This is a genomic window from Rhodospirillaceae bacterium, assembly GCA_018660465.1.
Lineage (GTDB): Bacteria > Pseudomonadota > Alphaproteobacteria > Rhodospirillales > JABJKH01 > JABJKH01.
Genome location: JABJKH010000089.1, coordinates 1 through 24,674, shown reverse-complemented (window position 1 = coordinate 24,674; position 24,674 = coordinate 1). Strand labels below are relative to the sequence as shown.

The window sequence follows — 24,674 nt, the reverse complement described above, 5'->3', positions numbered from 1 at the left end:
GATTTGATCCAACACGAGGTCTTTGTCAAGACCCCGGTCGAACCAAAGTGGTTAATTGCCTGAATTTGTGGCAATTAAGCGGTGATAGCGGTGGTTTTTGCCTCGATTGCCTGTGTCGCCTCCAACATCGCAAATTTGACTTTTTCGAAGGCGCGGACTTCCAACTGGCGAATGCGTTCACGGCTGACACCGTAATGCACACCCAGTTCCTCCAGGGTTGGTGGTTCTTCACTTAGTCGACGCTGCTCAAAAATATGCCGTTCGCGGTCAGGCAAAGTCGCCATAGCCTGGGACAGTTGATCGCGATGAAGGTCTCTCTGCTCCGTCTCAGCTGTCAGGTGCTCCGGCGAGGGGGTGTCATCAACCAGAGTGTCCTGAAACTCCATGGAATCGCCTTCTTGAGACATCGGAGCATTTAAAGACACGTCCCGCCCGGACAAACGCCGGTTCATGGTGATCAGATCAACTTCTGAGACGTTCAACGCACTCGACAGTTGAAGGCTCTGTTCAGGCGTTAACTCGCCGGTATCGATGATCTTCAGGTTGTTTTTGACTCGCCTGAGCGAGAAAAATAGCTTCTTCTGGGCTGCAACCGTACCCAGTTTCACCATCGACCAGGATTTCAGCACGTATTCGGTGATAGAGGCCTTGATCCACCACATGGCGTAGGTGGACAGGCGGAATCCGCGATCGGGATCAAATTTCTTTACCGCGCGCATTAAACCGATTGTTCCCTCGCTTACCAAATCAGCGACTGGAAGGCCGTATCCGCGGTATCCCATGGCCATTTTGGCGACCAAGCGCAGATGACTGGTCACCAGCTTATGCGCCGCGTCCGTGTCATTGTGTTCGCGCAGGCGTTCGGCAAGCATGACTTCTTCGTCCGCTGTTAAAACAGGGAAGGTCCAAACTTCGTTAAAATACCTCGATAGACCACCGTCTACGGGCACTGCGGGTAATGTTAAATTCGCCATGTCTCATTTTCTCCTCACTGCTCTTCTGGATCACCAATTGGCCAATCCGAAAGGCCGTCAATAAACGTTACGTGCACAACTCCAGTGCACCAAGATACCTACTGGCACCACGTCATTAGACCGTTTTATGGGGACTGAATGTGTTCATAAAAAGGCCATATCCTCCTAACGAAGCAATACGCCAGCTGGTCCACCATAGGTCGAACCATCCGTAACACCTGACCCCATATGGGCATCAGGCACCAATAGATATGGCATGTTGGGCCAAAAATGTCAAGATGAATGGGGGTAAGGTCAATTATATCAAAGAGTTACGCAGTTATTTCATACCCAAATTATGGTAAAGAATCGTGAGAAACACTTTAAGGCTAGTTCCTATAGAAAAAGGGCGCCCCGCAGGACGCCCTTTAAACTCTTCGCAGGAAACAGGTTCTGCGAATTTACCGATGATAGTCCTTAAGAAACTTGGTCCGACTTCTTCACAGGAAGAACTGGAGCCGCAGCAGGCTGTTTCAAATCATCGTTCAAATTATCGTAGTCATAGCCAAGGTCGGGGATCGCTGGCAAGTCAGCTTCCTTGCCGTTGCGAATTTCCGCTGCCCGCTTTTGACGCGCTAAGCTACGGATCGTCGCATAGTAATCGACCGACGTTTTCTTGACCTCGTCCAATTCATCAACCAAACCAGAATAAAGGTGGATGCCACCGACCAATGCACGGGACCAGGGAATCCAATCTCTGTCTGTATTATTGGCCCACATGTTCAGCGGATCCATATAGCCATCACCAATTCTGCCAACCAGATCACGCGGGTTGGAGGGGCCGAGGATCGGCAAGATCATATAGAAGCCCTCGCCAACGCCCCAAACGGCGAAGGTCTGGCCAAGGTCTTCCTTGTGCTTTTGGTATCCCATTTCGGCAGCCGGGTCAGTAAAGCCAAACAAACCAACAGTGGAGTTGATGGCAAAACGCTTAGCCGTTGTTACCGCGCGCCCAAATTCAAGCTGCAATAAATCATTCGCGAGAATAGTCGGCGAATTTAAGTTGTGCAGGAAGTTGCCGATAACATTCTGGATTGGTTTGGGAAGGCTATCCCGGTAAACGACGGCAACCGGCCGGATCAAGTTCTGCAGCAGGAATTCGTTAAAGCTGAAGATGGCCCGGTTGATGCTTTCAAGTGGGTCATTAGCATCGTCAGCATCCTTCTTCATGCTGTGCTTACCTGCCAATTGAACATCAGCCGATGCAACCGCCAGAGTGGAACTATCGAAACCGTCGCTGTCAGCTGCCAAAGCCTGCCCGGTCGGGCCAACTAAGACGAAAAGACCAAATAGAAACGCGACACTTATGGGAAGAAACTTTTTTACTAGTTGCACGATGCAAACCCCTTATTAACTGTGAAACCTCCAAAGTCCGGACGATGGAACAAATAATTCGTTCGCAAATCGTAGTCCGAACATCACAATAACTTAGCAACACTTGTAAGTGAACTTTTACGCTACCGCAACAACGAATTCTTAACTGAACGTAAACAGTTTCAATTACCTATGTCACCACGATTGCTAGTCTAACCTCTGCTACGTAGAGAGTCGAATCACTTCGAACGAGTTTGGGGACTCCCATTGTGAACAGTCATAGACTACATTAACCAGAACAGGGCGATTTTAGTGCCACTTTTTCATAACGGATATACGGTGTTCTCATGAAGTTTGTTTTACTCCTTTCGAAGCCTCTAATTCCCACCTTTATTCTGCTTGCAGCATTGGTAGCTTCATCGCCGTCAAAAGCAGAGGACACGGGCGCGACTACCGTTGTTGATACATTTCATGAGGCCCTTTTGGATACGATGAAATCCGCAAAAAAGCTTGGAATTAAAGGACGTTACGAGATTCTTGCCCCAACAATAGAGGGGTCGTTTGATCTCCATACCACGGTTCGCGTCGCAACTGGAAAGGCTTGGCGCAAGGCCTCGAGTTCAGAGAAAAATCAGCTCGTCGATGCCTTTCGGCACTGGAGCATCAGCACCTATGCATCCCAGTTTAGTGGCTACTCGGGACAGAGCTTCAAAACCCATGGCGAGAGAGCCGGGCCACAACGTACTCAACTGGTAAAAACCGACATTGTAAGGCCTGGAAAAAAACCAGTCGGGTTGACTTACGTTTTGAAACAAAAGGAAAAAAAGTGGCGAATCGTCGATGTTCTCTTGGAAAATTCGATCAGCCAATTGGCTGTCAGACGCTCTGAATATCGCGGAATCTTGAAGAATGGCGGAATCACGAGCTTAGTTGGGACGCTGAAAGCCCTTTCCAAGAAACTTCTTAACCCTTAAACACCAAATATTAGATAAACAAACGCTTTAGTCATGTATAAAACGGCGTGACATTTTTACCACGCTTGGCATAAATTTCGGTCGAAGCAGGCGAGAGTCGAAGCAATCCATCCGTCGATCGTTTTCCGACAGGCATAAATCCATAAATGAGGCGGGGGTCAGTTTGATCCCCATGGCCTTGTGGCCTTTAAGGGTCATATTGGAATTATTGGTCTTGCTGCGGGCGAGTTTGAGTCGGTTACGGGCTTTTTTCCAAACCGCATAAAACCGTGTGAGATGGAAGTACGGGCGCATCACCAAAGGTTGCTGCGTCCCTTGATAGGCCAACCAGTTCACGAAAAATAGAATATGACGGGCTTCTTCCTGGATGACGGGTTCGAAGACTTCGACGAGTTCTTCCGGAAAGAACCCAGAATCTCGGGCGACCTTGAACAATCCAAATGCGAAAAACGAATCGAAGCATTCGCCATATCCGGTCTGAGTGAAGGCCCAATTGGGTTTTGTCGGCGTTGGGTAGTCTGGCTCCGGCTTAAGTTTGATCCCATAAAATCGGATCATGTTCTCGAGAACGTCCTTATGTCGACGTTCTTCGAAGGCATTAAGCGAAATGGCTTCCTTGATCAAAGGATCCTTCGTTGCATCAGCAGCGCACTGCATTCGCATGGAGGTCTCACTCTCCGTCTCCACGGCGATTTGCCAGAATGGCAATCCGGTCAACCGCGCCAAGGCGTCACCCTCCAGTTCAGGCCAGTCGATAACAGCAGGTTTATAAGGGTCGTAGGTATCCAGAAGCATCCGGCAGAACATTTGTTTGTGTTCTTCCGAACCAATGCGAAGTTCACCCTCATGGTCACTTGTCCAACCCTTAAGCGGGCTTTCATCAGGTATGGGTTTTTCTTCGGTCAGCGTCATTGTTTTCGGCTTTCCCCCAAATCTCGTGTCACAGGCCAGATAACCATCAACGCAGGTAACACTAACAGGGTACAAATCAGGGTCAACACTATCGCGATGCTCAGCAATACTCCCATACTAGCAGTGCCTGGATGACTTGAAAGCGCTATGGTGCTGAAGGACCCGATGGTGGTCAGCGCACTAAACATGACGGCACGCGGTGTGCTGGTGTGCAGGACATCTGCCGATCCAGTTTGGTCACGTTCGCGTAGCACCAAATGAATGCCCCCAGCGACCCCCAGGCCAAACAACAGCGGCAACACGATCACATTAGCAAAGTTAAACGGCACTTTGAACAGCACGGAGGCCGCCACAGTCAGCAGCGCTGCCAGCAGCAACGGTGCGAACACATATAAAATATCCCGAATCCGTCGGAGTAAGACGACCAGCAAAAGGCCGATCAGTATCACAGAAACCAAGCCTGCATCGCGGAAAGATGCGATCACGGCCCGACCTGATTCCAAGATCACCACCGGCGATCCAACCGCGTCCGGCGCAAGGGATCGCACCGCGGTGACAAAATCAATCAGCTGCTCCCGGTCCAGCATATCGCCTTTTCCATAGACTTTTAGCCTCGCCCGTCCATCTGATGCCACCCGTCGCTCACGAAGATTTTTAGGCAGGTCTTTTAGCTCTACAGGCGCTGCATTTAGGGACAAACGGAGGCTCTCCAGGCGATTAGGCAACCCTGACAGCAAGCGCGTTTCCAACTCACGAAGGGTTTGTTCCGGCCTCTCATCCGTTTTTAGCAGACTGTTCAAGGCCCGAGCTAAGCGTGCCGCCGACCTGCCGGTTACCGACGACGCGTCTGCCGCGGCCAGGTTCCCGAGCTTAGAGCGGATTTCTTTGGTCGCACGTGCGAGTTCCTCATCATTTGGTGGTTTTTTATCGCCTTTGTTTTGGAATGCAGGTGATAAGTACAAGGCCATGCTTTCGATAATTTCTAGCTTCTCATCCTGGTTCTTAGGCACAAATTTAGCCAGAGTGATGGTTTCCTTAACCTCCGGAAGCTTCGTCAGTCGTTTACCAAGGGCCTCGGCAGCCTCCAGCGATTTAGCCAAAATCGTTATAGAATACGGGTTGGTTCGGCTGTCAGCCATGAGATCGATCAGCGTACTCACGGATTCGGTGGACGGGTCACGTAAATTCATCGGATCAAAGTCAAACTGAACTTGCGGTAATAAGGCGGTGGCTCCAACACCAAGCAGCACTGCACCGACCACCACGGATTTGGCGCGGGCCCGAACAAACTCCTGCGCCGATCCTGCCACCCCTTGGCCCCACTTGGCTGATCCAGGTTTAACCGGCATCAAGGTTAGTAACGCTGGCAGTACCGTCAGATTGGCAGAGAAGGCGATGAACATGCCTGTGCCCGCGATCAATCCCAGTTCGGCCAACCCTCGATAATCGGTCGGCAGGAACGAATAGAACGCAATCGCTGCGGCGACGGCTGCAAGGGTGAGCGCGCCACCAACGCCTCGGGCCGCTTCACTTAGTGCCTCGTCATGAAAGGCACCTGTATCGATGGCTTCCTTATACCTAAGCCCAAAGTGAATGCCGAAGTCGACGCTCAGCCCGATAAACAAGACCGCGAATGCGACGGAGATCAAACTTAATTGACCCAAGGCCAAGATTGCGAATCCAGCAGTCCAGATCAAACCCATGATCAGGGTTAGTACCGTCGCAAATATCAGTCGTTTGGAGCGGAGACCAACCCCCAATAACCCGAGCACCAGGATAAGGGAGAGGATCCCGGCGAGGCCCATGCCCTCTTCAACACTCTGTAGTTCCTCTTTCGATAAGGCTGCTGTGCCGGACAACCGAACCAGGACGCCATGGTCTGTATCCAAATTCATCTCCGCCGCCGCGCGGCGCACCGCCTTCATGGCCTTACCCGCCGGGGCCAACGAGCCAAAATCTAACGCCGGTTGCGTCAGCAAAAAGCGGCGCGGAATCTTATCGCCTTTCTTGCTTTTGCCGCTCATTAGGTTCTGCCACGACAGATGTTTGAAGCGGCCTTCCTTTTGAGCATCTGCGACATCGGCGATGGCGTTGAATACGGTAGCGACATCGACGGGCGGTTTTCCGGCTTGTGAGTCTTTGCCATTAACTCCCTTCAGGGTCTCATCCACGACCAGACCCAACAGATCGAATAACCCGCGCAAGCTCGAATCCTGCCAGAGCGTGCCCAAAAACGGCTGTGCGTCGGCCAATCGGTCACTGAGATCGGCCAGTTTGTCGGTTTTTAGGTATAACAAACCGTTCTTTTGGAAGAAGGGCTCGCTCGCCAAATCATACACCCGGCCAAATAATTTCGGCATGCCGCGCAGTTTTTCTGCCAAAGCCACTGCCGCATCGTCGGCTAGGTCTGGCGTGTCGCCATCGATCACAACCAAAAGATTATTGGAGTACTGGGGGAATGCCTTGCGGATAATTGCGTTTTGTTTTTGGAACGGCAGATCCGGCGACAGCATATCCGTGGTCGAGGTATTGATTTTGATATTTTGTGCCAGATAAACCACAGAGCTGACGCTCAGCAGCACCGCTGCAATCGCCACCAAAACGGCGAATCGCCGGGTCCAGCCAACCCATCTGACTAAAAATTCTCTATACGTATTGGACAAGGATTCCATAAACGGAATGCTCCTATTGATTGCTGCGCCTTATAGTCCGGGGAAATCCCGTTGGCAACGGGGGGTTGCGCTTGACATTGCTCGGGGGTTGCAACACTTTTTAAGTCGACCCGCTAAATGGTCGAGGAAACATTTTCGATGGCCATGAAAAACCCACCGTACGACCAGCGTATCGCGCGCGTGCTTGTTCGACCCCTGGTCAATACGCCGGTGACGCCGAACCACGTGACAGCGTTGACGTTGATCATCGCCCTCGCGGGGGCAGGCATGATGGCCTCTGGCGATCCGGTGTTGGTGAGTTGGGGGGCCGGCTTATTCGTATTGGCCCGGTTCCTGGATCACTTCGATGGCGAACTCGCCCGCCAAAAGAAACTCCAGTCTCGGTTCGGGTATTATTTCGATTATGTCTCAGGGGCGACCAGCTATGGCGCTCTGTTTTTCTGCATCGGTGTTGGGCTTAATCAAGGCCCATTGGGAAGTTGGGCGCTGGTACTTGGCACGGCAGGGGCTGTCTCAGCGATTCTGTCGATGTTCCTAAATCTAGACATCGACAAAATCCAAGGCGGCGACGAAAGCGGCGATGCGGTCGGCTATCCGGGAATCGCAGGTTTCGAACTCGAAGATGGTATCTACCTGCTCGCCCCAATCACCTGGGCCGGATATTTAATGGAATTCTTCGTCGCAGCAGGAATTGGTGCGACTGTCTATACGATCTGGACGTTTTGGACACTGCTGGTGCTGAAGCGGGAGCAACCTGCGGAGTAGGCAATAATTTCGATATAAATTAAAATATTGAAATTTTTTCGAAATATTGTAATTCTAGCCTGTATCCCATTTCTCAATATTTAGGAGAGAGTACCATGCCGCTTGTTCGGGTTTCATCTATCGGGGGCAAGTTGTCGCCGGAGAAAAAGAAGAAGATTTGCCAAGAAATGCATGACGTGATGATGCGGAATACTCAGTCCCCGTCCGAAGCCGTCTGGGTTATCATTGATGAGGTCGCGACAGAGAACTGGATGATTCACGAAACCATGCTTAGCGAGAAATCGCCGCGGGAGATATTCGAAAAAGAGTAAGTCTTGGCCTACCGGCCATTCTTTGGATTCTTACGCCGATACAAAAATATTCCCACAAACAGCACAACAAAGAACGGCGCGCCGATGCTCGCGGCTACCAGGACTTGTTCGCTCCAACCAACCCAGATCGCAACAGGCACAAGGAGCATGGCGTCGTCTGGGTCGAAGCCGAAGAACGCTCCTATTTCACCGGCGCGTTCGCCGTCTAGGTCTTCGAGTTTGAGCACCAGAAAGAGAACCGATGCGACGGAACCGCCGGCGATAACTCCGTAGATCAATGCATCGGAGCCGTAGGTGCCTGTTCTGAGGCCAATCCCTAAGCCGACAAAGATTAATCCATTTGAAATAGCATCGGCCCATAGGTCGTAGAGGTGACCACCGGGCGAGGTCTTACCGGACAATCTGGCCAGTACGCCATCGGCGCGGTCGAGGATCATGGACGCAATGAACAGGCCGCCCGCGATGTTCATCCAATATTGAGTGCCCATCGCCATCAACACTGCTGCCCCAATGCCCGCCGCCAAGCGCACCGTCGTTACTTGATTAGGGGTCACCGGGGTGTTGACCAAGGGCTTGGCGATTACGCCTGCTGCCTTGTGAAGCCAAGTGTTGTGACTCATGAGGTTATAAAATCTTTAAATCGCCGGGCGACTTCGGGCGGCTTGATGGTTGGACGGCCGAGAGTATCGGGGTGACCCGCTTTTATGACCATATGAACCAAGTGAGGCCCTGGCCGCGATACCGTCTCAGAGATGATTTTCTCTAGTCCATTCAAGCTATCGCAGGTAAATGCTTCTTTGTAGCCGCACGCTGCCGCCACACCGGCAAAGTCTACGGATGCAGAGACCGTCGGTTGCCCGCCGGTTGATTCGTAGGCTGCATTGTCCATGACAATGTGGAGCAAATTGTTTGGTGCGTAGGCGCCAACTGTTGCCAAGGCACCCAGCTTCATCATAGCGGCGCCATCGCCATCAATAACGACGACGCGCTTGTCGGTGTTCAAGGCGACGCCTAAGCCCATTGGTGCCGCACAGCCCATGGAGCCGACTTGATAAAGATGTTGTTCCCTGTCTTCCAAGGTGAATAGTTCGCGGCCAGTAAAGCCTGTCGTCGCGATGATTGCGGCGCTGTCGGGTAAAACGGCTAGCATCCGTTCCATCGCTGCCATGCGCGTTGTCTGCGCACCATTTTCGCGGCGGTCTTCGGTTTGTCCCTTGGGGGCAGGTGGTGGCGCTTTGGCATCTAATTTGTATGAATTCACGTCGCCCTTTTGCATGATAAAGGCGAACGGCAAGTCTGTTTGGGACATGCTGTCTTGCGCTTCGGACAATGCATCTGAAATTTCGCCTTGAGCCGCTGGAAATGCGGCACGCGGAACTTGAATGACATCCAGCACGGCGGGCGTAATATCACCCATCAGTTCATGTTGTGGCTCATCGGTTAGGCCGGGGCCACCGCGCCAGGTTACAATCATCAAGGTCGGAATGCGGAACGGAAAGTTCAGCGACGTCAGCGGATTGACCGCGTTGCCAAGGCCAGAGTTCTGGCACATCACGACGGTCTTGTGTCCGGCCAGCCACGCGCCAGAGGCAATCGCCACCGCTTCGCCTTCGCTGGCAGCCCCGACATAGGACAGACCCTCGTCACCAATCACGCGGTTAATGACCGGAGTCAGAAAGGAACAAGGTACACCCGAAAAGAAGTCAAACCCGGCGTCCTTAACCGGCGTGAGAAAGTCGTCAACGTCGATGCTCACTTAACCCAACCCTTATAAGAAGTCTCTGGCTTTTTGCAGGTCGTGTTCGTCATTCACATCAAGCCAATGGCCGGTGATGTACAGGACAGAGATTTTGTGACCATCGGCCATCAGAGCCTGGAACAGATCTGACATGCCCGATTTTTGCAACTCACCCGCCTTGCCCATGGCCGCCATCTTGTCGCGAACGATGTCGGAACCTTTGGGGCTAAACTTGGCAAGACCGAGCCACTCACCACTGACTTTATCAGCCTCAATCCCATCGCCTATGGCTGCTAATTCCACCAATTCGTCGTCGGTAAAGCCAGGAGAAAACGGTTTGGAACAGGCTGCGAGATCACGGTGTTGCTTGCGATCCGCGTTGTTGTGTTCCTGCCATAACGCGTCCACAGCCAGCACGATGTCGCCATCCGTTCCCATCAATCGGTCGAGAATATAATGCCGGAACAGAGTGTCACCGTAGGCAACGACGCATGTGCCTTGAACCTTTTCAGACGCGCAGGCCAAGCTCGCGGCCTCGCCGGTCTTGGCATAGACATCGTTGTCGACAAGGTTCAGCGAAGGCAGATTGACAGTTTCTTTTTTGTAGCCCCGAACAACGGTGATGTCGCGAATGCCTTCGTCACGGAAGACGGAAGCCAAGCGTCCGAGCAGGGGACGACCGCGAAGATCAAGCATTGTCTTGGGACGATCTTCGGTCAGCGCGCCCAGTTCCTTGCCACGAGACGCTGCCAAAACAATCGCATGGGTTTCGTCTTTGGTATCCGGCAGGTAGCGGCGCTCGGCCTCTTCTAATTCTTCGTTGCCGGTGATGTCGAAGATTTCTTTCACCTTGATGATACCGGGATCGACATTCAACAGAGTTTCCTCGCGCTGAATGGTTTGGCTGATTTCACGCATCGCGGTCATGGATGCGCGAATATTATGATTGGCCCATATCGATAACGAAACGCCGTGCTTCCTGAAGTCATCAGTCGGCGTTTTGTAGTATTTGGTTGGCACGATCACCACGGGGCACTTGTTATCCCACTCTTTACAGAATTCAAAGATTTCGTCGGCGGTTGATTCTTTCGAATGGATCAGCACTGCGTCCGCCCCGGCGTTGTGATAGGCCTCTGCCCGACGGAGCGCTTCTTCAACGCCCCAACCTGAAATCATGGCTTCCAAGCGGGCGACGATGCAGAAATCTGGATCGGTTTGTGTGTCTTTACCAGCTTTGATCTTGCCACAGTGTTCGTCGATGTCGGCCAAGGGCTGGCCATCGCCTAGGAAAGAATTCGTCTTGGGGAATAGTTTGTCTTCGATGCAAATTCCGGCGATGCCGCGCTGTTCGAGCTTTTTCACCGCGCGCCGCATGTTATTGAAGTTACCATAGCCGGTGTCGCCATCGACCAGGATTGGCAGGCTGGACGCATCCGCCATGAACTCCAACACTTCCAGGACTTGGGTCCAGGAAGCTTCGTTATTATCGCGCACACCCAAGGCCGCGGAAATCGATAGACCAGATGCCCAAATTCCCTTAAACCCGGCTTCTTCCACGATCTTAGCGGAGATACCGTTGTGGGCTTCCATGATAAATTCCAGCTCTGACGAGTGGAGCATATTCTTTAGAAGGGTGGTACGTCGAAGAGCCGGAGACTCATTCGAGGGAGCCAGATTTGGTTTAGCTGACATTTGCGGCCTCTAAAATTGTAAGAATTCAAGTCCAGCATGATTTTAGTCAATTCACACCGGATTGTGGGGATATACCATACTGGCACATTGGTGCAAGGGGGGGTGCAAGTCTTCAAAGGAAGTGTCTAACACCAAAAAACCCTTTTTAAATTTCTTCTAATCCGCTAAATCCGGGAGCATCTGAAAGTGAACGAGCAGGCCAAAATTAAAATGCAAATACCGGTTCTAACCGACGAACAAATCGAGAGCTTCAAAAATACGGGCTATTTGGTGGCACCAAACGCATTTGGCATGGATGACATGGCGCTTATTGAACGCTGGGCGGGTGAGGTCGAGGCAATGCCCGAAGAATCTGGCAAGCAGTGGATTTACTGGGAAGAAAGCCAGACCGAGCCCGGCAATAAAATCGTTTCCCGGATTGAAAAGATCAAAGACTACCACCCGGGCTTCGCCGACTTGACGGAAGTCCTGAAGGGTCCTGTGGATCAGTTGCTGGGCGAACGGTCTCAGTTGTTCAAAGAAAAGATCAATTTCAAAAAACCCGGTGGCGACGGGTTTAAGCCGCACCAGGATTCACAGGCCGGTTGGGATACCTACGCCGACTTCTTTATCAGTGTGCTGGTCTGTATCGATGAGGCGACGATTGAGAACGGATGCCTCCAGATCGTTGGCGGTGAGCATTCGAAGGGGCTTTATACGTCGTTTGAACCGATCCCCGATGATGAAATGGCCAAAATGGATGTTATTCCTGTGCCGACCAAGCCGGGGGACGTGATCTTTTTCGATAGCTTCGCGCCACATTCATCGGAACCCAACCACACCGACAAAACCCGCCGCATCTATTTCGCGACATATAATAAGGCCAGTGCAGGCGACCATCACGAGGCCTATTACGTGGACAAACACAAATCCTATCCGCCTGATATCGACCGGTTGGCGAATAAGGAGTATGTGTTTAGGGTCTGAGTCTGAAAATCAAAATTTTGCGTGGAGGATGTTGTGCACCGTCGTCGGTATTTTCCTATCTTTGCGTTGGTTCTATTCAGCCCTCTTCTTTTGCTGGCAGGTTGTTTGGATTCGACAGGCAATGCACCGCTTCCCAAAATTATATCGGGAAATTATTACGTCACCCGCGTTCAAGTCGCAAAGCGTCCCTCAGTAAACTCCGACACGATTGTCAATCGAGTCGCACGGGAACTTGGCGATAAGGCGCGCGCGCACCTTCGCGGCAAATCACCAGTGGTCTTACAAGTCGTCATTGATAAATGGAAAGCACCAGGCAAGCGGTTCATGGGTGGCACTATGGCCGATACTCTCCTCGGCAGCGCCTCCGAACTCACCGGACGCATGCGCGTCTTCGCGGGTGCCAGCAAAAAAATCATCGTCGAGCATGAAATCATCGCCAACTTTTCCGAAAAAGGCTTCATGTCAGACATGTCCCCGACAGAACCTGAGGAAGTAAAACGCCAGGTGATAGATCGGTTCGTGACGATGGTAATTGGGAATGTAAATTAATTTACTGTTACGTCTGTGGCACGGGTGTCCCTAATTCATCTCTTAAATATTGCCCGAGCATTCGAAACTCTTCTCCTCGCTGTGACGTTTTGCGCCACGCCAATGCAATATGTCTGGACGCTTTGGGGCTTGAGAAGGGGCGGAAGTTTAATTTCAGACCACGCAGAATTCCGGCGTCTACCGCCATCTTTGGTAGGATGGTCAGGCCAAGGCCGTTATCGACCATTTGTACCAAGGTATGCAGGCTGGATGCTTGAAATTGAGTGCGCCCCACTCGCTCGGAGAGGGTTCCCATGGCCAAGGTTTGATCGGTCAGGCAGTTGCCTTCTTCCATAACCAGCAAGGCGTCGCGTTTTAGCCGAGCAGGGGTGGCGGTCTCGAACTTTTCCATTTCATGGCCGCGTGGGAATACGATGAGAAAAGGATCATCTGCAAATTCAAATACATCCACTTTCTCAGTCTTATAAGGCAGCGCCATCAGCACCGTATCTAAATCCCCGTCCGCCAATTGCCGAAGCAGCGAGGCTGTCTGTTCTTCGCGTAGATAAAGCTGTAAATCTGGGTAAGCCTCTCGAAGCCCCGGCAGTACTCTTGGTAACAAAAACGGACTAATTGTCGGAATGACACCCATGCGGAGATCGCCCGCCAGTGGTGCGCCTGCTCCTTTTACGGCATCGGTCAAATCGTCAACTCGGGCTGTTACGGTCTTGGCTAAACCCACCATTTCACGTCCGAGCGGGGTCAGCATGACCGAACGCTTGGTGCGTTCGAATAAGGTTACCCCAAGGACGCCTTCCAGTTCCTTGATACTGGCACTTAATGACGACTGAGTGAGCAGGCAGGCTTCTGCCGCGCGGCTGAAGTGACAATGTTCGGCGAGGCTTAAAAAGTGGCGAAGCTGGCGAAGGGTGGGTTCAGGCTGCATCAAAACGGCTTTCTATTAATTGATTTAATCGATTAATATCATAATTATTACTTGTTTCACAAATAAAATGTGACGCCGTATTATCCTCTTCAAGACATTAGCCAACTTCAAAAAGAGGAAATTAATATGACAACCGTACCTTCCGTTACTTTCAAAACCCGAGTCCGCAATGATGCCATCGAAGGCGACAATCCTTTCGAATGGAAAGATTTAACCAGCGATGAAATATTTAAAGGCAAGCGGGTCGTTGTATTCGCTCTGCCAGGCGCTTTCACGCCGACATGCTCAACCAGCCACCTGCCGCGTTACGAAGAACTTTTTGAAGAGTTCAAGGAGCAAGGCGTTGACCAGATTATTTGCCTGTCGGTGAATGACGCCTTCGTCATGTACCAATGGGGCAAGTCTCAAGCGGCGAAAAACGTGTTCTTGTTGCCTGACGGGTCAGGTGAATTCACTCACAAGATGGGAATGTTGGTGGATAAGTCGAACCTTGGATTTGGATTGCGCAGCTGGCGATATTCCATGCTGGTTGAGGATGGTGAGATCGTAAAGTTATTCTCGGAAGAAGGCTTTGCGCACAACTGTCCAACTGATCCATTTGAAGTTTCCGATGCCGACACAATGTTGGGGCATCTAAAGGAAATTCAAAAAGCGGCCTAGGTTTAAGCAAAATGCTCGCCGGTGTTTCTTACAAAAGAACACTGGCGAGCAAGATGTTTAAAATTCAATCCTGCCCCAGCAAAGCACTCCAAATCTGCTCGATCACACCGGCCCAATCACCTCTCGACTGCTGGCGAAACAATTGCACGGTTGGGTACCAAGGGGAATCGCTTTGGTCTCGTAACCACCGCCAATCAGCAACATGTCCAAGCGGCATCCAGACCCGTCGTCCCAAGGCTCCTGCCAGGTGGGCGAGGGATGTATCGACAGATATAATCAGGTCCAGGTTCATCATTGCGGCGGCGGTTTCTGGGAAGGTGTCGACTTCTTGGGACAGGTCTTCGATGGGGGCTGCCCAGTCTTGGCGAAGGTCTTGGGTGCGCTCGCCGATCTGTAGGCTGAACCAGCGTATATCTTGCAATGATAGCAACGGGCGAACGGCTTCCAGAGGCATGGAGCGGTTACGGTCGTTGGAATGTTCAGGGTTGCCGCCCCAGGTCAGGCCGACTTTTATACCATTCCCGGCCAATCGATCGCGCCACCATTGGATTCGGGCGGGGTCGGCAAACAGATAGGGAATGTCGGCTGGAATGGTCTCCATGGTTGTTTTAAAAATCCCTGGCAGACTGGCCAGCGGCGCGTAGACGTCGAAATTCGGCAGGCGCTGCCTGCCCTTAACAAGAATGGGAATATCGCCGGTCAGAGGGCGCAGGGTTTCAATGAGTTTTTCCTCAACCTCAAAAATGATGTTTGGGGCTTTGGCTTTTACGCGCGGAATATAACGGCCGAATTGAACCGTATCCCCCAAGCCTTGTTCTGAATACAGCAGCAGGGTTTTGCCGCCCAAATCTTCGCCCTGCCAAATTGGCTGTTTAAACCCTCTGTCTAGTTTAAGAAGTTGGTTTTTCAAACGGTATTCGAAATGGGGCCAGCCATCTTCAAAGTTGCCTCGCATGAGCAATGAAATTCCCATGTTAAATCGTGTTTCGGCATTGTCAGGGTTAATAGCGGCACCGCGGGCCATATTTTCAAAGCCTTCTTCAATATCTCCCAACTGATGCAATGCACCGCCCAAGGTGTTGAAGCTGGCCGGGTCGTTTGGGTTTAGCGCGATCGCCTTTCTGGCGCTAATTATGGCGTCCTCTGGTTGGTTGTTTTTAAAATAGACAGCCGCCATGTTGGTATGAGCAGCGGAAAATTCGGGCTCAATTTTAAGGGCACGCGTAAAGCATTCGGTTGCCTCCGCAACGCGTTCGATTTTCCAATAGGCGTGACCCAAATCGCAGTAGGCTGGCGCATTATTAGGATTCAATTGAAGCGACTTTCTGATGGCTTCAACGGCCTCCTTGGGTTTGTTTAAATGGGTCAGGGTGATGCCGAAATTATGTAAAGCTTCGGGGAAGTCTGGATTTAACTTCAATGCCTTAGTGTAATATTCAGCAGCTTCTTCAAGCCGCCCAAGTTCACGAAGGGTGTTGCCTAAGTTGGCATTTACCTCCGGAATATCAGGGTTGATGGCGAGGGCTTTGCGGTAGCTCGCCGAGGCCTCATCAAGCCTTCCTGCGGTACGATGGATGACGCCGATATCGCAGTGCGGTTCGGCGAAGTTGGGGGTGCTGGCCGCTTGGCCGAGAAACTTTAGGGCGGTGTCGGTATCGTCCTTCAGATACGCAATCCGTCCCATTAGATAAAGCGACCGGGGGTGGGTTGGATATGTGCCTAATAATGTTTCAAGGTCGGCTGTTGCGCCATCAAGGTCGCCCGCAATCATTTTGTCTGCCGCTGTGTCAAATAGGGCACGGGCGTCTTCTTGCGATAGGGATGGGGTAGAGATCTTCTTAGGTTTTTTCTTAGACGCCTTCCGGCGCTGTTTGCGGTTCATGGCATTTCATTCTCTGATGTTGTGCCGCTGAGCGTCCTTCGAGACGGCTTCTCCGAAGCCTCCTCAGGATGAGGTTGTTAAGTAAGGAATTAATTTAGTAACAATTAAAATAACACCCTCATCCTGAGGAGCGCTCACTTGAGCGCGTCTCGAAGGACGCTCAGCGGCACAATTTCTCAATCATTAACCCAAGCTTTAACCAAGCGCCTCATTCATCGCGCGGCCAACATCGGAAGGTGTGTCTAGCACTACAGCACCCGCTGCTTCCAAGGCATCGCGTTTGGATTTATAGGAGCCTTTGGTGCCGGTGACGATGGCCCCCGCGTGGCCCATGCGTTTGCCCTCTGGGGCTGAGCCACCGACGATGTAAGACACCACAGGTTTGTTCATACCCTTAATGTATTCAGCCGCGTCTTCTTCCATGGTGCCGCCAATTTCGCCAAGAATAAAAATACCCTTGGTCTTTTCGTCGGCATCTAGAAGTTCAAGCGCTTCCCGAGTTGTGGTGCCAATCACCGGGTCCCCGCCAATGCCCATGAAAGCAGATTGGCCGAGCTCCGCGCTGGTAAGATTAAAGCAAATCAAAGTGGCCAAGCTGCCACTTCTGGACACGACTCCAATTGGTCCGGGAGTCATGATGGTCGGGTTGAATGCTGGCATGAAGCCGACGAAGCATTCGCCAGGTGTCGCGACGCCTGTGGTGTTCGGGCCAATGATTTGAGTTCCGGCTTCTTTCCCCGCAGCAACTATTTCCATCACGTCATGGACAGGAATGTGCTCCGTCATGATAACCAGTTTTTTGACTCCCGCGCTGATGGCATCCAGGCCCGCGGCTTTCGCGCCCATGGGCGGGACGAACAAGGCGGCGACATCAAAGGGGTCAGCCGCCATCGCGTCTGTAGCTGAGGCATGAACAGGTACGCCCAAATGGGTGGTGCCAGCTTTCTTAGGATGAATGCCGCCGGTGACGGTGGTGCCGTACTCCTGCATGCGCTCGGTCCAGAAGGTGCCTTGTTTGCCGGTGATGCCTTGGATCACGACTTTTTCGTGTTTACGAACAATCATTGGGCTGCCTCCACCGCTTTTGCACAGGCTTCTTCCATGGTTGGGTAGGGGGTGATGTCTAGTCGGTCCTTCAGCATCGCCACCGCTTCGTCTTCGCCGGTACCATGCACGGAAAAGAACACAGGCAACGTCGGCTTCACGGTTTCCCATGCCGTAATAATGCCATCGACCATCACGTCACAGCGGGCAAATGCACCGCAGAAATTAATCACCAGACTTTTAACGTTTGGGTTAGCCAGCACTAATTCCAGCGCGGCTGTTCCTTTCGTATAGGCTTCGCCACCAATTTCTAAAAAGTTGGCCGGTTTGCCGCCGCAGTGCTGAACCACATCCATAGTGGTCATGGTCAGGCCGGCACCATTCGCCAGCACACCGACTGAACCAGAAAGCTCAATGTATTTAAGGCCGTTACCCTGACCCCGCTGTTCCAATTCGGTTAGCGTATCAGGTGTGCCTTGTTCGGCGAGGGACCCATGACGGGCCAAGGCAGAATCATCCATGGCAAACTTACAATCCAGCGCGATCAGTCCACCTTCGCCGGTAAGCACCAAAGGATTTATCTCAATCAGCTCAGCGTCGTTGTCTTTGTAAGCCTGATATAGTTTGACCAGGGTTTCAGCGACTGCGTCCACGGCGTCGCCAAGGTCTAAGCCTGCAAGCATGTCTGTCGCGGCATCAACGCTTAAGCCAGTGCGGATATCAACGTTTAAGCGTCGTACCGCGTCGGCGTCTTTCTCTGCCGCTTCTTCGATGTCCATGCCGCCCAAGGTTGAGAACAGAACCAGCGGACTGCGCTTGTCCCTGTCGGTCAGGACCGCAGCATAAAATTCCCGCGCGATATCGGCGCATTCTTCGACCAGCACGTTCTCAACCCGGTGTCCGGCAATTTCCATGCCGATGATTTCAGTTGCCGCCAGCCGCGCTTCTTCCGATGTCTTGGCGACTTTAATGCCGCCGGCTTTGCCGCGTTTGCCGGTCGGGACTTGTGCCTTAATGACAACGGTGCCCAGTTTTTCGGCTGCTGCTGCGGCTTCCAATGGGGTGTTCGCAGTCTGACCTTGAGGGGTGGCGATGCCGGCTGCCGCCAGCAGGGGTTTCGCAGCGTATTCTTCGAAGTTCATTTATTTACCGTTCTTTTCCCAATAGCTCAGGAACAGTGAGTCCTCGCTGGGTTTGTCTTCGGGGATGGTGGTGACAAGGTGGGTGATGTTGATGAAATGTTGGTAGCCAAGGTTCTCACTAATTGCATTCCCGGCCCAGGTGCCGCAGCCCATGGTGAGGGTAAAGTTCAGCCCGTTATTGAAACTGCCGCCGTTGCCAAAGGTATGCGCTTGGTTGACCAGAACACGAACCACGTCCATGTCCTCAGCCAGTCGCGTTGCATGTTCCGGGGTGTTGGTATGGATGCCGATGGAATGACCCATGCCTTGGTAGTTCAAAACATTTTGCGTGTGTTCCATGGCGGCGTCGAAGTCTTTGACTTTGTAGACAGTCAGGACCAGCGACAGCTTTTCACCCGATAGCGGGTGCTCTCGCCCAACGCCATCATCTTCAACCATGATGAATTTAGCGCCTTCGGCTTCGGCAGGAAGGCCGAGTTCGCGCGCCAATATATCGCAATCCTTTGCCAGGACACGGCGGTTCAGCTTGCCGTCTGGCCATAGGTTTTCAACGATCTTTGATTTATCTTCTGGTACGGCCATGTAGCCACCTGCGTCCTTGAGCGCTTGGATGGCGTCGTCATAGATTTCCTCGACTATTGTCACCGAATTTTCAGACGAACAGGACGTGGAGTTGTCAAAAGTCTTGGAGGCGCAAATCTTTTCCGCTGCGTCGGCTAAGTCAGCAGTCGAATCAATGATCACGGGGACATTACCGGCACCGACACCAATTGCCGGTGTGCCGGAACTGTAAGCCCGCTTCACGTTGTTCTGAGATCCCGTCACGACCACCAAGTCACACGCCTCCATCAAAGCCTGAGTCAGCTCCTTGGAAATCGGCGGCGGCAGCATTTGCACGAGGTCCGCAGGCAGCCCAATCTTTTCCAACTCAGCCCGCATCAACTCAACGGTCCGGCCTGTCGTCGACATGCCTGCTGGAGATGGTGCAATGATCACCGCGTTCCGTCCCTTAATCGCCATCATCGCCTTATTGGCAGGCGTGGCGGCTGGGTTTGTTGACGGCACAACCGCACCAACGACGCCAACAGGCTTTGCATATTTAACCAGCCCTTTTTCAGGCATTTCCTCAATTACACCAACAGTCTTTACCCGCAGAAGGTCGCGTAGGGTTCCAAAATTCTTACGCTGGTTCTTGATAATCTTATCGGTGACGTTGCCGAGCCCTGTGTCCTGGACCGCGAGTTCTGCCAGCTCGATCGCGTTTTCGGTCTTATAGATTGACCAGCAAAGCGCGGTCACTGCTTCATCTACCCGCGCCTGATCGGCATTGGCAAACACCGCCATGGCACTTCGGCCGCGGTCTATTAGACCTGAGATAATATCGGATTCAGATTGCGGCTGAGGGGCCGGTTGGCTCATGGGTCTTCTCCAAAAAATCGGAATATTAGCATCTACTATATGCCGCTTGCGCGATCAAACAAGACTGCTCACATACCGGGTGTCCTGGGTATCGCATCGGGTGATGCGCCATTCGACAGGTTTGCCGTCGAGTGAGATTGCCACGCGATCGATTTCAAGCAGCGGTTGGCCTGGGGTGAGGCCGAGCAATTCTGCGTCCCGGGGGCCAGCGGTGACGGCACGAAGGGCTTCTTCGACCCGGTGGATGGCGATTGCGTAAGCGTCTTGGTAATGCTGGTACAATGCATGGGGTACGTTTGCTCCACCACCCGCTTCCAATCCGGGGAAAAGTCGGGCGGGCAAAACAATGGTTTCTGTGATCGCAGTTTTCTCGCCCAAGGTCCTGATCCGTTCAATGCGAATGACATCCGCACCGCGCCGAAGTTTCAGTCTGCCGAGATCATCGTCTGACGCGCGGCGACGTTCACAGCTTAGGACCTCGCTTGAGGTTGGTAGCTGCAGGGCACCTTCGCGGTCAGTCATGTGAATGAAATGAAAAAGCTCTCTGAGGGGGTTGTTAGCCGCGACCAATGTGCCCTTGCCCTGCCGGCGAATGACAACGTTTTCAGCCGCTAGATCATTGAGGGCTTTACGAACCGTGCCTTGGCTAACGCCGAACTGATCCGCGAGCTTGAATTCGCTAGGGAGGACCTCGTCCGGTTTCCAATCGCCATCAATGATTCGTTGGAGAATCAAGCCCTTAACCTGGGCGTAAAGAGGTTGGAAGTCGGGGCCTTCGTCGCCGGTAAAGTTTAGGGCCATGGTGTGTTCCCTCCGAGGGAGTGTTCCGCTGAGCGTCCTTCGAGACGACTGCTTTGCAGTCTCCTCAGGATGAGGTTGTAAAAATTGATTTAGAATCAATGCCTTACTTAACAATCCCATCCTAATTTAAATAACACCCTCATCCTGAGGAGCGCGTCCTTAAGCGCGTCTCGAAGGACGCTCAGCGGCACAACGTAAAATTATCATATTCTTATATAAGACATAAGACTCTGCCTTGACAATCCCCCTTGTGGCGCTAGCCTTTCGGGCTAATTCGTTGAAGTTTTAGACTCGTTATTAACCCACAACCCAAACCTGGGGAGGATCAAGTGTCAGGACCAGACTTTCTCGTGCACAGCACCGAAGATACCGTCGGCGTTGTCGTTGTCGAAACCGTTAAGGCCGGTAACGATTTAACCGGTCTCATCATGGATAAAGATGAGAGCGTAACAATCAAAGCGATTGACGATATTCCGCTCGGCCACAAGGTCGCGATGAGCGATATTGCAGACGGCGACACCATTATTAAATACGGCCACGATATCGGTAAGGCCGTCGCCGCAATTTCGAAGGGCGGTCACGCCCATACCCAAAACGTCAAGACAAAGAAGTGGTAGGCCAGCATGAGTGATCTAGGATTTACAGGATGGCGCCGTGAAAATGGTCGCGTCGGCATTCGCAACCACGTAATCATTCTTCCCTTGGATGATCTGTCGAACGCGGCATGTGAAGCCGTCGCCAACAACATCAAAGGCACCATCGCCCTGCCGCACCATTATGGTCGCCTGCAGTTCGGTGAAGATCTTGAACTACACTTCCGTACCCTGATCGGCACCGGTTGCAACGCCAATGTTGCCGCGGTCGTTGTTATTGGTATTGAGCCAAAGTGGACGAAGATCATCACTGATGGTATCGCCAAGACGGGCAAGCCCGTTGAAGGCTTCTCCATCGAACAGAACGGCGACATCAGCACAATTGCTGCCGCCAGCCGTAAAGCCAAAGAATACGTCCAATGGGCGTCTGAACTGCAGCGCGAAGAAGCCAGCATGGATGAACTTTGGGTTTCTGTTAAGTGCGGTGAATCTGATACGACTTCAGGTTTGGCGTCCAACCCAACGGTCGGTAACTTTATCGATAAGGTTGATCCCCTCGGCACCTACACCTGCTTTGGTGAAACATCGGAAATCACCGGTGCGGAACTTCAGTGTGCCGAACGTGCGGCGGATGAAGAAACCAAGGCGAAGTTTATGAAAACTTGGAACGCCTATAACGACTTCATCATGGAATGCAAAACCGATGACCTGAACGACAGCCAACCAACCAAGGGCAACATCGAAGGCGGCTTGACCACCATCGAAGAAAAAGCTTTCGGTAACTTGGAGAAGATCGGTAAGAAAACCAGCTACATCGACGTGCTGGAACCTGCTGAGGCACCTTCAAAGGGTGCGGGTCTGTACTTCATGGACACATCTTCCGCAGCGGCGGAATGTGTGACCTTGCAAGCTGCGGCTGGCTTTGTTGTTCACTTGTTCCCAACGGGCCAAGGCAACATCATCGGCAACCCGATTGAACCTGTGCTGAAGCTCACGGCGAACCCTCGTACCGTACGGACCATGGGTGAGCACGTGGACTTGGATGTCACCGGCATTCTTTCAGGCGACATGAACCTGGACGAAGCGGGCGATGCGCTGATCGACATCACGCTTCGGACCTGTAACGGTCGCCTAACGGCGGCCGAAGCTCTCGGTCACCGTGAATTCGTGATGACCAAGTTATATCGGAGCGCCTAAGGATTCGAGTTTCTGGCGGGCGTCCTTCAAGACGCTCGCCGGGGCTCGCTCCTCAGGATGAAGAATTTAAAAACAGCTCTTCATCCTGAGGAGGCTGCATTTGCAGCCGTCTCGAAGGACGTCCCAGGGAATACGTCATGGCCGATACATTAGAAGTTTCCGTTTGGCGCGGCGGTGAGAATGGTGAGTACGAGACCTACACCGTGCCGTCTCGCGAAAGCCAAACGGTGTTGGACATCGTTACGTATATCCAACGTCGGCTTGACCCGAGCCTGAGTTATCGTTTCGCCTGTCGGGTGGGTGTGTGTGGTTCTTGTGCCATGACGGTGAATGGTAAGGCGCGCTGGACGTGCAGGACCCATGCCAGACTGGTGACCGAAAACGGCAAGCTTGAAATTGGGCCACTTCGGAATCTGCCGGTGGTTAAAGACCTTGCCACCGACATGCGAGAGTTCTTCGATAAATGGGCCAAAGCCGAAGGCAACTTTAAGCCGACCACCACCCGCCATGACGAATTCGCCACCGTCAAACCCTCCGACAAAAAACGTAAACAAGCGACCGCCGCCATTGAATGCATTGGCTGTGGGGTCTGTTATTCATCCTGCGATGTGGTGGCGTGGAATAAAGATTACCTAGGGCCGGCAGCGCTCAACCGCGCCTGGACCCTGATCAACGATGTGCGCGATAGCGGCAATGATGAACGCTTAAAGGCGGTCGCAGGTGATGCCGGCTGCCATGCCTGTCATTCCACTCAAATGTGTCAGGAACGCTGCCCCAAACATTTGAGCCCCACGGCCTCCATTGCCGGGTTAAAACGTGCGGCGACGTCTGCGTTGCTGAAGGGGAAGCTATGAGCTCGCGCGTTGATACAAGACGCTGGTTGATCCAACGGGTGAGCGCGATGGTCTTAGCCGTTGCGGTGATCGTGCATCTCGGCGTCATCATCATGGCGACTCAGAACGGATTAAGCGCCGCTGAAATTGTTGGCCGCGTTCAAGGCAACGTCGGTTGGATGGTCTTCTATATCATCTTTGTGGTCGCGGCGGCTCTGCACGCACCGATTGGTTTGCGCACAGTCATCCGAGAAGCGACGGGCATGCAAGGCCGTTGGCCGGGATTTATCTCAGGGACCATTGGTGTGCTGATGTTGATCATGGGCCTGCAAGCCGTGCTTCGGCTGTATGGAGTTTAGGGTCATGAACCAGTCCGTAAATTCTCATCGCGCTCACCGTGCCCATGCAACTTATTGGGCGTTCATATTGCACCGGCTTTCAGGGGTGGCGCTGGCGTTGTTCTTGCCGGTGCATTTTTACATGCTTTCGATGACCGTCACCGACGCGGCGCGGTTCGATAATTTTATCAGCTGGACGGAAGCCCCCTTGGTAAAGCTTGCTGAAGCAGGCTTAGTGGTCCTGTTGGCGCTGCATCTGACAGGCGGGTTGCGTTTGTTGGCGCTAGAATTTCTGCCGTGGCGAGATTGGCAAAAGTCGGCGGTCGCGCTCGCAAGTGGGTTAAGCTTGATTGTTGGATTGGTATTTTTACTCAATGGAATTTGAGATCATCATTCTCATCGCCGGGGCTTTTCTCGCGGCCTTTGCCGTTGGCGCTGTTGGTTTTGCCGACGCACTCATTGCCGGGGCGTTCTGGCTTCATATTCTTGATCCGGTGGATGCCGTGCCGCTTATTCTCGCGACGGGATTTATCATGCACGCGATCGGTATTTGGTCGGTGCGCGAGGGGGTTCGGCCTGTTCGGTTAAAGCCATTGATTATCGGCGGCGCATTCGGCGTTCCACTCGGCGCATGGATGTTAACTGTGGCTGACCCACTCGTATTTAAGATTTGTATTGGCGCGATTATGGTCATCTATGCTGTTGTATTTCTCAGCATCGGGGTTTCCGAGAGACTGCTTCCACAAACCAAGACCTTTGCGAGTGCCTTGGGACTTACGGGAGGTGTCATGGGGGGGCTTTCTGGACTGGCTGGGATGCCGATCAATATCTGGAGCCGCCATCTTGGGATTGATAAAATACAACAGCGCGGGATCTATCAGCCCTATAATTTGGCGATGCACGGTATGACACTTGGGTGGCTCGCTTCGTGGGG

The 24,674-nt window shown here is 52.6% G+C and carries 25 protein-coding genes; 12 read left to right on the top strand and 13 right to left on the bottom strand.

Going from position 1 to position 24,674, the window contains the following annotated elements; all coding sequences use genetic code 11:
- Positions 1-74 precede the first annotated feature (74 nt).
- The gene (gene rpoH / locus HOM51_14265; protein MBT5035673.1) at positions 75-974 is read right to left on the bottom strand and encodes an RNA polymerase sigma factor RpoH; all 900 of its coding nucleotides are present in this window, start codon (positions 972-974) and stop codon (positions 75-77) included.
- A gap of 456 nt (positions 975-1,430) precedes the next feature.
- Positions 1,431-2,348, bottom strand: coding sequence for a VacJ family lipoprotein (locus HOM51_14260; protein ID MBT5035672.1), 918 nt, complete (start codon positions 2,346-2,348; stop codon positions 1,431-1,433).
- Between the two features lie 326 nt (positions 2,349-2,674).
- On the opposite strand from HOM51_14260, the gene HOM51_14255 reads away from it, so the two are divergent.
- Positions 2,675-3,301, top strand: coding sequence for a toluene tolerance protein (locus tag HOM51_14255; GenBank protein MBT5035671.1), 627 nt, complete (start codon positions 2,675-2,677; stop codon positions 3,299-3,301).
- Between the two features lie 27 nt (positions 3,302-3,328).
- Here the strand turns inward: HOM51_14255 and HOM51_14250 are convergent, their stop codons facing one another.
- Both HOM51_14250 and HOM51_14245 read right to left on the bottom strand, forming a co-directional pair.
- On the bottom strand, positions 3,329-4,213 hold the full coding sequence (locus tag HOM51_14250; GenBank protein MBT5035670.1) for a ferritin-like domain-containing protein: 885 nt from the start codon (positions 4,211-4,213) through the stop codon (positions 3,329-3,331).
- On the bottom strand, positions 4,210-6,885 hold the full coding sequence (locus HOM51_14245) for an MMPL family transporter (GenBank protein ID MBT5035669.1): 2,676 nt from the start codon (positions 6,883-6,885) through the stop codon (positions 4,210-4,212). The genes HOM51_14250 and HOM51_14245 overlap by 4 nt, the downstream gene beginning before the upstream one ends.
- A gap of 138 nt (positions 6,886-7,023) precedes the next feature.
- Here HOM51_14245 and HOM51_14240 point away from each other — a divergent pair, with 138 nt between their 5' ends.
- Positions 7,024-7,650: a CDP-alcohol phosphatidyltransferase family protein gene (locus HOM51_14240; protein MBT5035668.1), complete on the top strand. Its 627-nt coding sequence runs from the start codon at positions 7,024-7,026 to the stop codon at positions 7,648-7,650.
- Between the two features lie 95 nt (positions 7,651-7,745).
- A complete protein-coding gene (locus tag HOM51_14235; GenBank protein ID MBT5035667.1) occupies positions 7,746-7,961 on the top strand; it encodes a hypothetical protein in 216 nt (71 codons plus the stop codon).
- A gap of 8 nt (positions 7,962-7,969) precedes the next feature.
- Here HOM51_14235 and HOM51_14230 read toward each other — a convergent pair whose 3' ends face one another.
- From HOM51_14230 to aepX, 3 genes are read right to left on the bottom strand one after another with little or no spacing between them, the layout of a single operon-like run.
- Positions 7,970-8,581 carry a CDP-alcohol phosphatidyltransferase family protein gene (locus HOM51_14230; GenBank protein ID MBT5035666.1) on the bottom strand — a complete coding sequence of 204 codons (612 nt, stop codon included), beginning with the start codon at positions 8,579-8,581 and terminating at the stop codon, positions 7,970-7,972.
- Entirely contained in the window at positions 8,578-9,711 is a 1,134-nt protein-coding gene (aepY, locus tag HOM51_14225) for a phosphonopyruvate decarboxylase (GenBank protein ID MBT5035665.1), read from the bottom strand. The genes HOM51_14230 and aepY overlap by 4 nt, the downstream gene beginning before the upstream one ends.
- 18 nt (positions 9,712-9,729) lie before the next feature.
- On the bottom strand, positions 9,730-11,391 hold the full coding sequence (aepX, locus tag HOM51_14220; protein ID MBT5035664.1) for a phosphoenolpyruvate mutase: 1,662 nt from the start codon (positions 11,389-11,391) through the stop codon (positions 9,730-9,732).
- 216 nt (positions 11,392-11,607) lie between these two features.
- Between aepX and HOM51_14215 the strand changes: the two genes are divergently transcribed.
- The gene (locus tag HOM51_14215; GenBank protein MBT5035663.1) at positions 11,608-12,357 is read left to right on the top strand and encodes a phytanoyl-CoA dioxygenase family protein; all 750 of its coding nucleotides are present in this window, start codon (positions 11,608-11,610) and stop codon (positions 12,355-12,357) included.
- A 33-nt stretch (positions 12,358-12,390) separates the two neighbouring features.
- Entirely contained in the window at positions 12,391-12,906 is a 516-nt protein-coding gene (locus HOM51_14210; GenBank protein MBT5035662.1) for a hypothetical protein, read from the top strand.
- Between the two features lie 7 nt (positions 12,907-12,913).
- On the opposite strand, the gene HOM51_14205 is transcribed toward HOM51_14210, so the two are convergent.
- Complete coding sequence (locus HOM51_14205; GenBank protein ID MBT5035661.1) at positions 12,914-13,831, bottom strand: hydrogen peroxide-inducible genes activator; 918 nt, start codon at positions 13,829-13,831, stop codon at positions 12,914-12,916.
- 126 nt (positions 13,832-13,957) lie between these two features.
- Between HOM51_14205 and HOM51_14200 the strand changes: the two genes are divergently transcribed.
- Positions 13,958-14,491, top strand: coding sequence for a peroxiredoxin (locus HOM51_14200; GenBank protein ID MBT5035660.1), 534 nt, complete (start codon positions 13,958-13,960; stop codon positions 14,489-14,491).
- A gap of 64 nt (positions 14,492-14,555) precedes the next feature.
- Here the strand turns inward: HOM51_14200 and HOM51_14195 are convergent, their stop codons facing one another.
- From HOM51_14195 to HOM51_14175, 5 genes are all read right to left on the bottom strand, one after another.
- Entirely contained in the window at positions 14,556-16,373 is a 1,818-nt protein-coding gene (locus HOM51_14195) for a tetratricopeptide repeat protein (protein ID MBT5035659.1), read from the bottom strand.
- A gap of 195 nt (positions 16,374-16,568) precedes the next feature.
- Entirely contained in the window at positions 16,569-17,438 is an 870-nt protein-coding gene (locus HOM51_14190; GenBank protein MBT5035658.1) for a succinyl-CoA synthetase subunit alpha, read from the bottom strand.
- Positions 17,435-18,559, bottom strand: a complete 1,125-nt coding sequence (gene sucC / locus HOM51_14185) for an ADP-forming succinate--CoA ligase subunit beta (protein MBT5035657.1) — start codon at positions 18,557-18,559, stop codon at positions 17,435-17,437. The genes HOM51_14190 and sucC overlap by 4 nt, the downstream gene beginning before the upstream one ends.
- Positions 18,560-19,978, bottom strand: coding sequence for an aldehyde dehydrogenase family protein (locus tag HOM51_14180; GenBank protein ID MBT5035656.1), 1,419 nt, complete (start codon positions 19,976-19,978; stop codon positions 18,560-18,562).
- Between the two features lie 54 nt (positions 19,979-20,032).
- Positions 20,033-20,779: a GntR family transcriptional regulator gene (locus HOM51_14175; GenBank protein MBT5035655.1), complete on the bottom strand. Its 747-nt coding sequence runs from the start codon at positions 20,777-20,779 to the stop codon at positions 20,033-20,035.
- Between the two features lie 329 nt (positions 20,780-21,108).
- Here HOM51_14175 and HOM51_14170 point away from each other — a divergent pair, with 329 nt between their 5' ends.
- The 6 genes from HOM51_14170 to HOM51_14145 form a co-directional block, all read left to right on the top strand.
- Positions 21,109-21,396: a UxaA family hydrolase gene (locus tag HOM51_14170; GenBank protein ID MBT5035654.1), complete on the top strand. Its 288-nt coding sequence runs from the start codon at positions 21,109-21,111 to the stop codon at positions 21,394-21,396.
- Between the two features lie 6 nt (positions 21,397-21,402).
- Positions 21,403-22,569 carry a UxaA family hydrolase gene (locus HOM51_14165; GenBank protein ID MBT5035653.1) on the top strand — a complete coding sequence of 389 codons (1,167 nt, stop codon included), beginning with the start codon at positions 21,403-21,405 and terminating at the stop codon, positions 22,567-22,569.
- Positions 22,570-22,706: 137 nt separating this feature from the next.
- Positions 22,707-23,423, top strand: coding sequence for a succinate dehydrogenase/fumarate reductase iron-sulfur subunit (locus HOM51_14160; GenBank protein MBT5035652.1), 717 nt, complete (start codon positions 22,707-22,709; stop codon positions 23,421-23,423).
- Positions 23,420-23,761, top strand: coding sequence for a succinate dehydrogenase (locus tag HOM51_14155; GenBank protein MBT5035651.1), 342 nt, complete (start codon positions 23,420-23,422; stop codon positions 23,759-23,761). The genes HOM51_14160 and HOM51_14155 overlap by 4 nt, the downstream gene beginning before the upstream one ends.
- Positions 23,762-23,765: 4 nt before the next feature.
- Positions 23,766-24,125, top strand: a complete 360-nt coding sequence (sdhC, locus tag HOM51_14150; GenBank protein MBT5035650.1) for a succinate dehydrogenase, cytochrome b556 subunit — start codon at positions 23,766-23,768, stop codon at positions 24,123-24,125.
- Positions 24,115-24,674, top strand: a 560-nt coding sequence (locus tag HOM51_14145) for a sulfite exporter TauE/SafE family protein (GenBank protein MBT5035649.1), incomplete at its 3' end; no start/stop codon positions are given. The genes sdhC and HOM51_14145, both read left to right, overlap by 11 nt.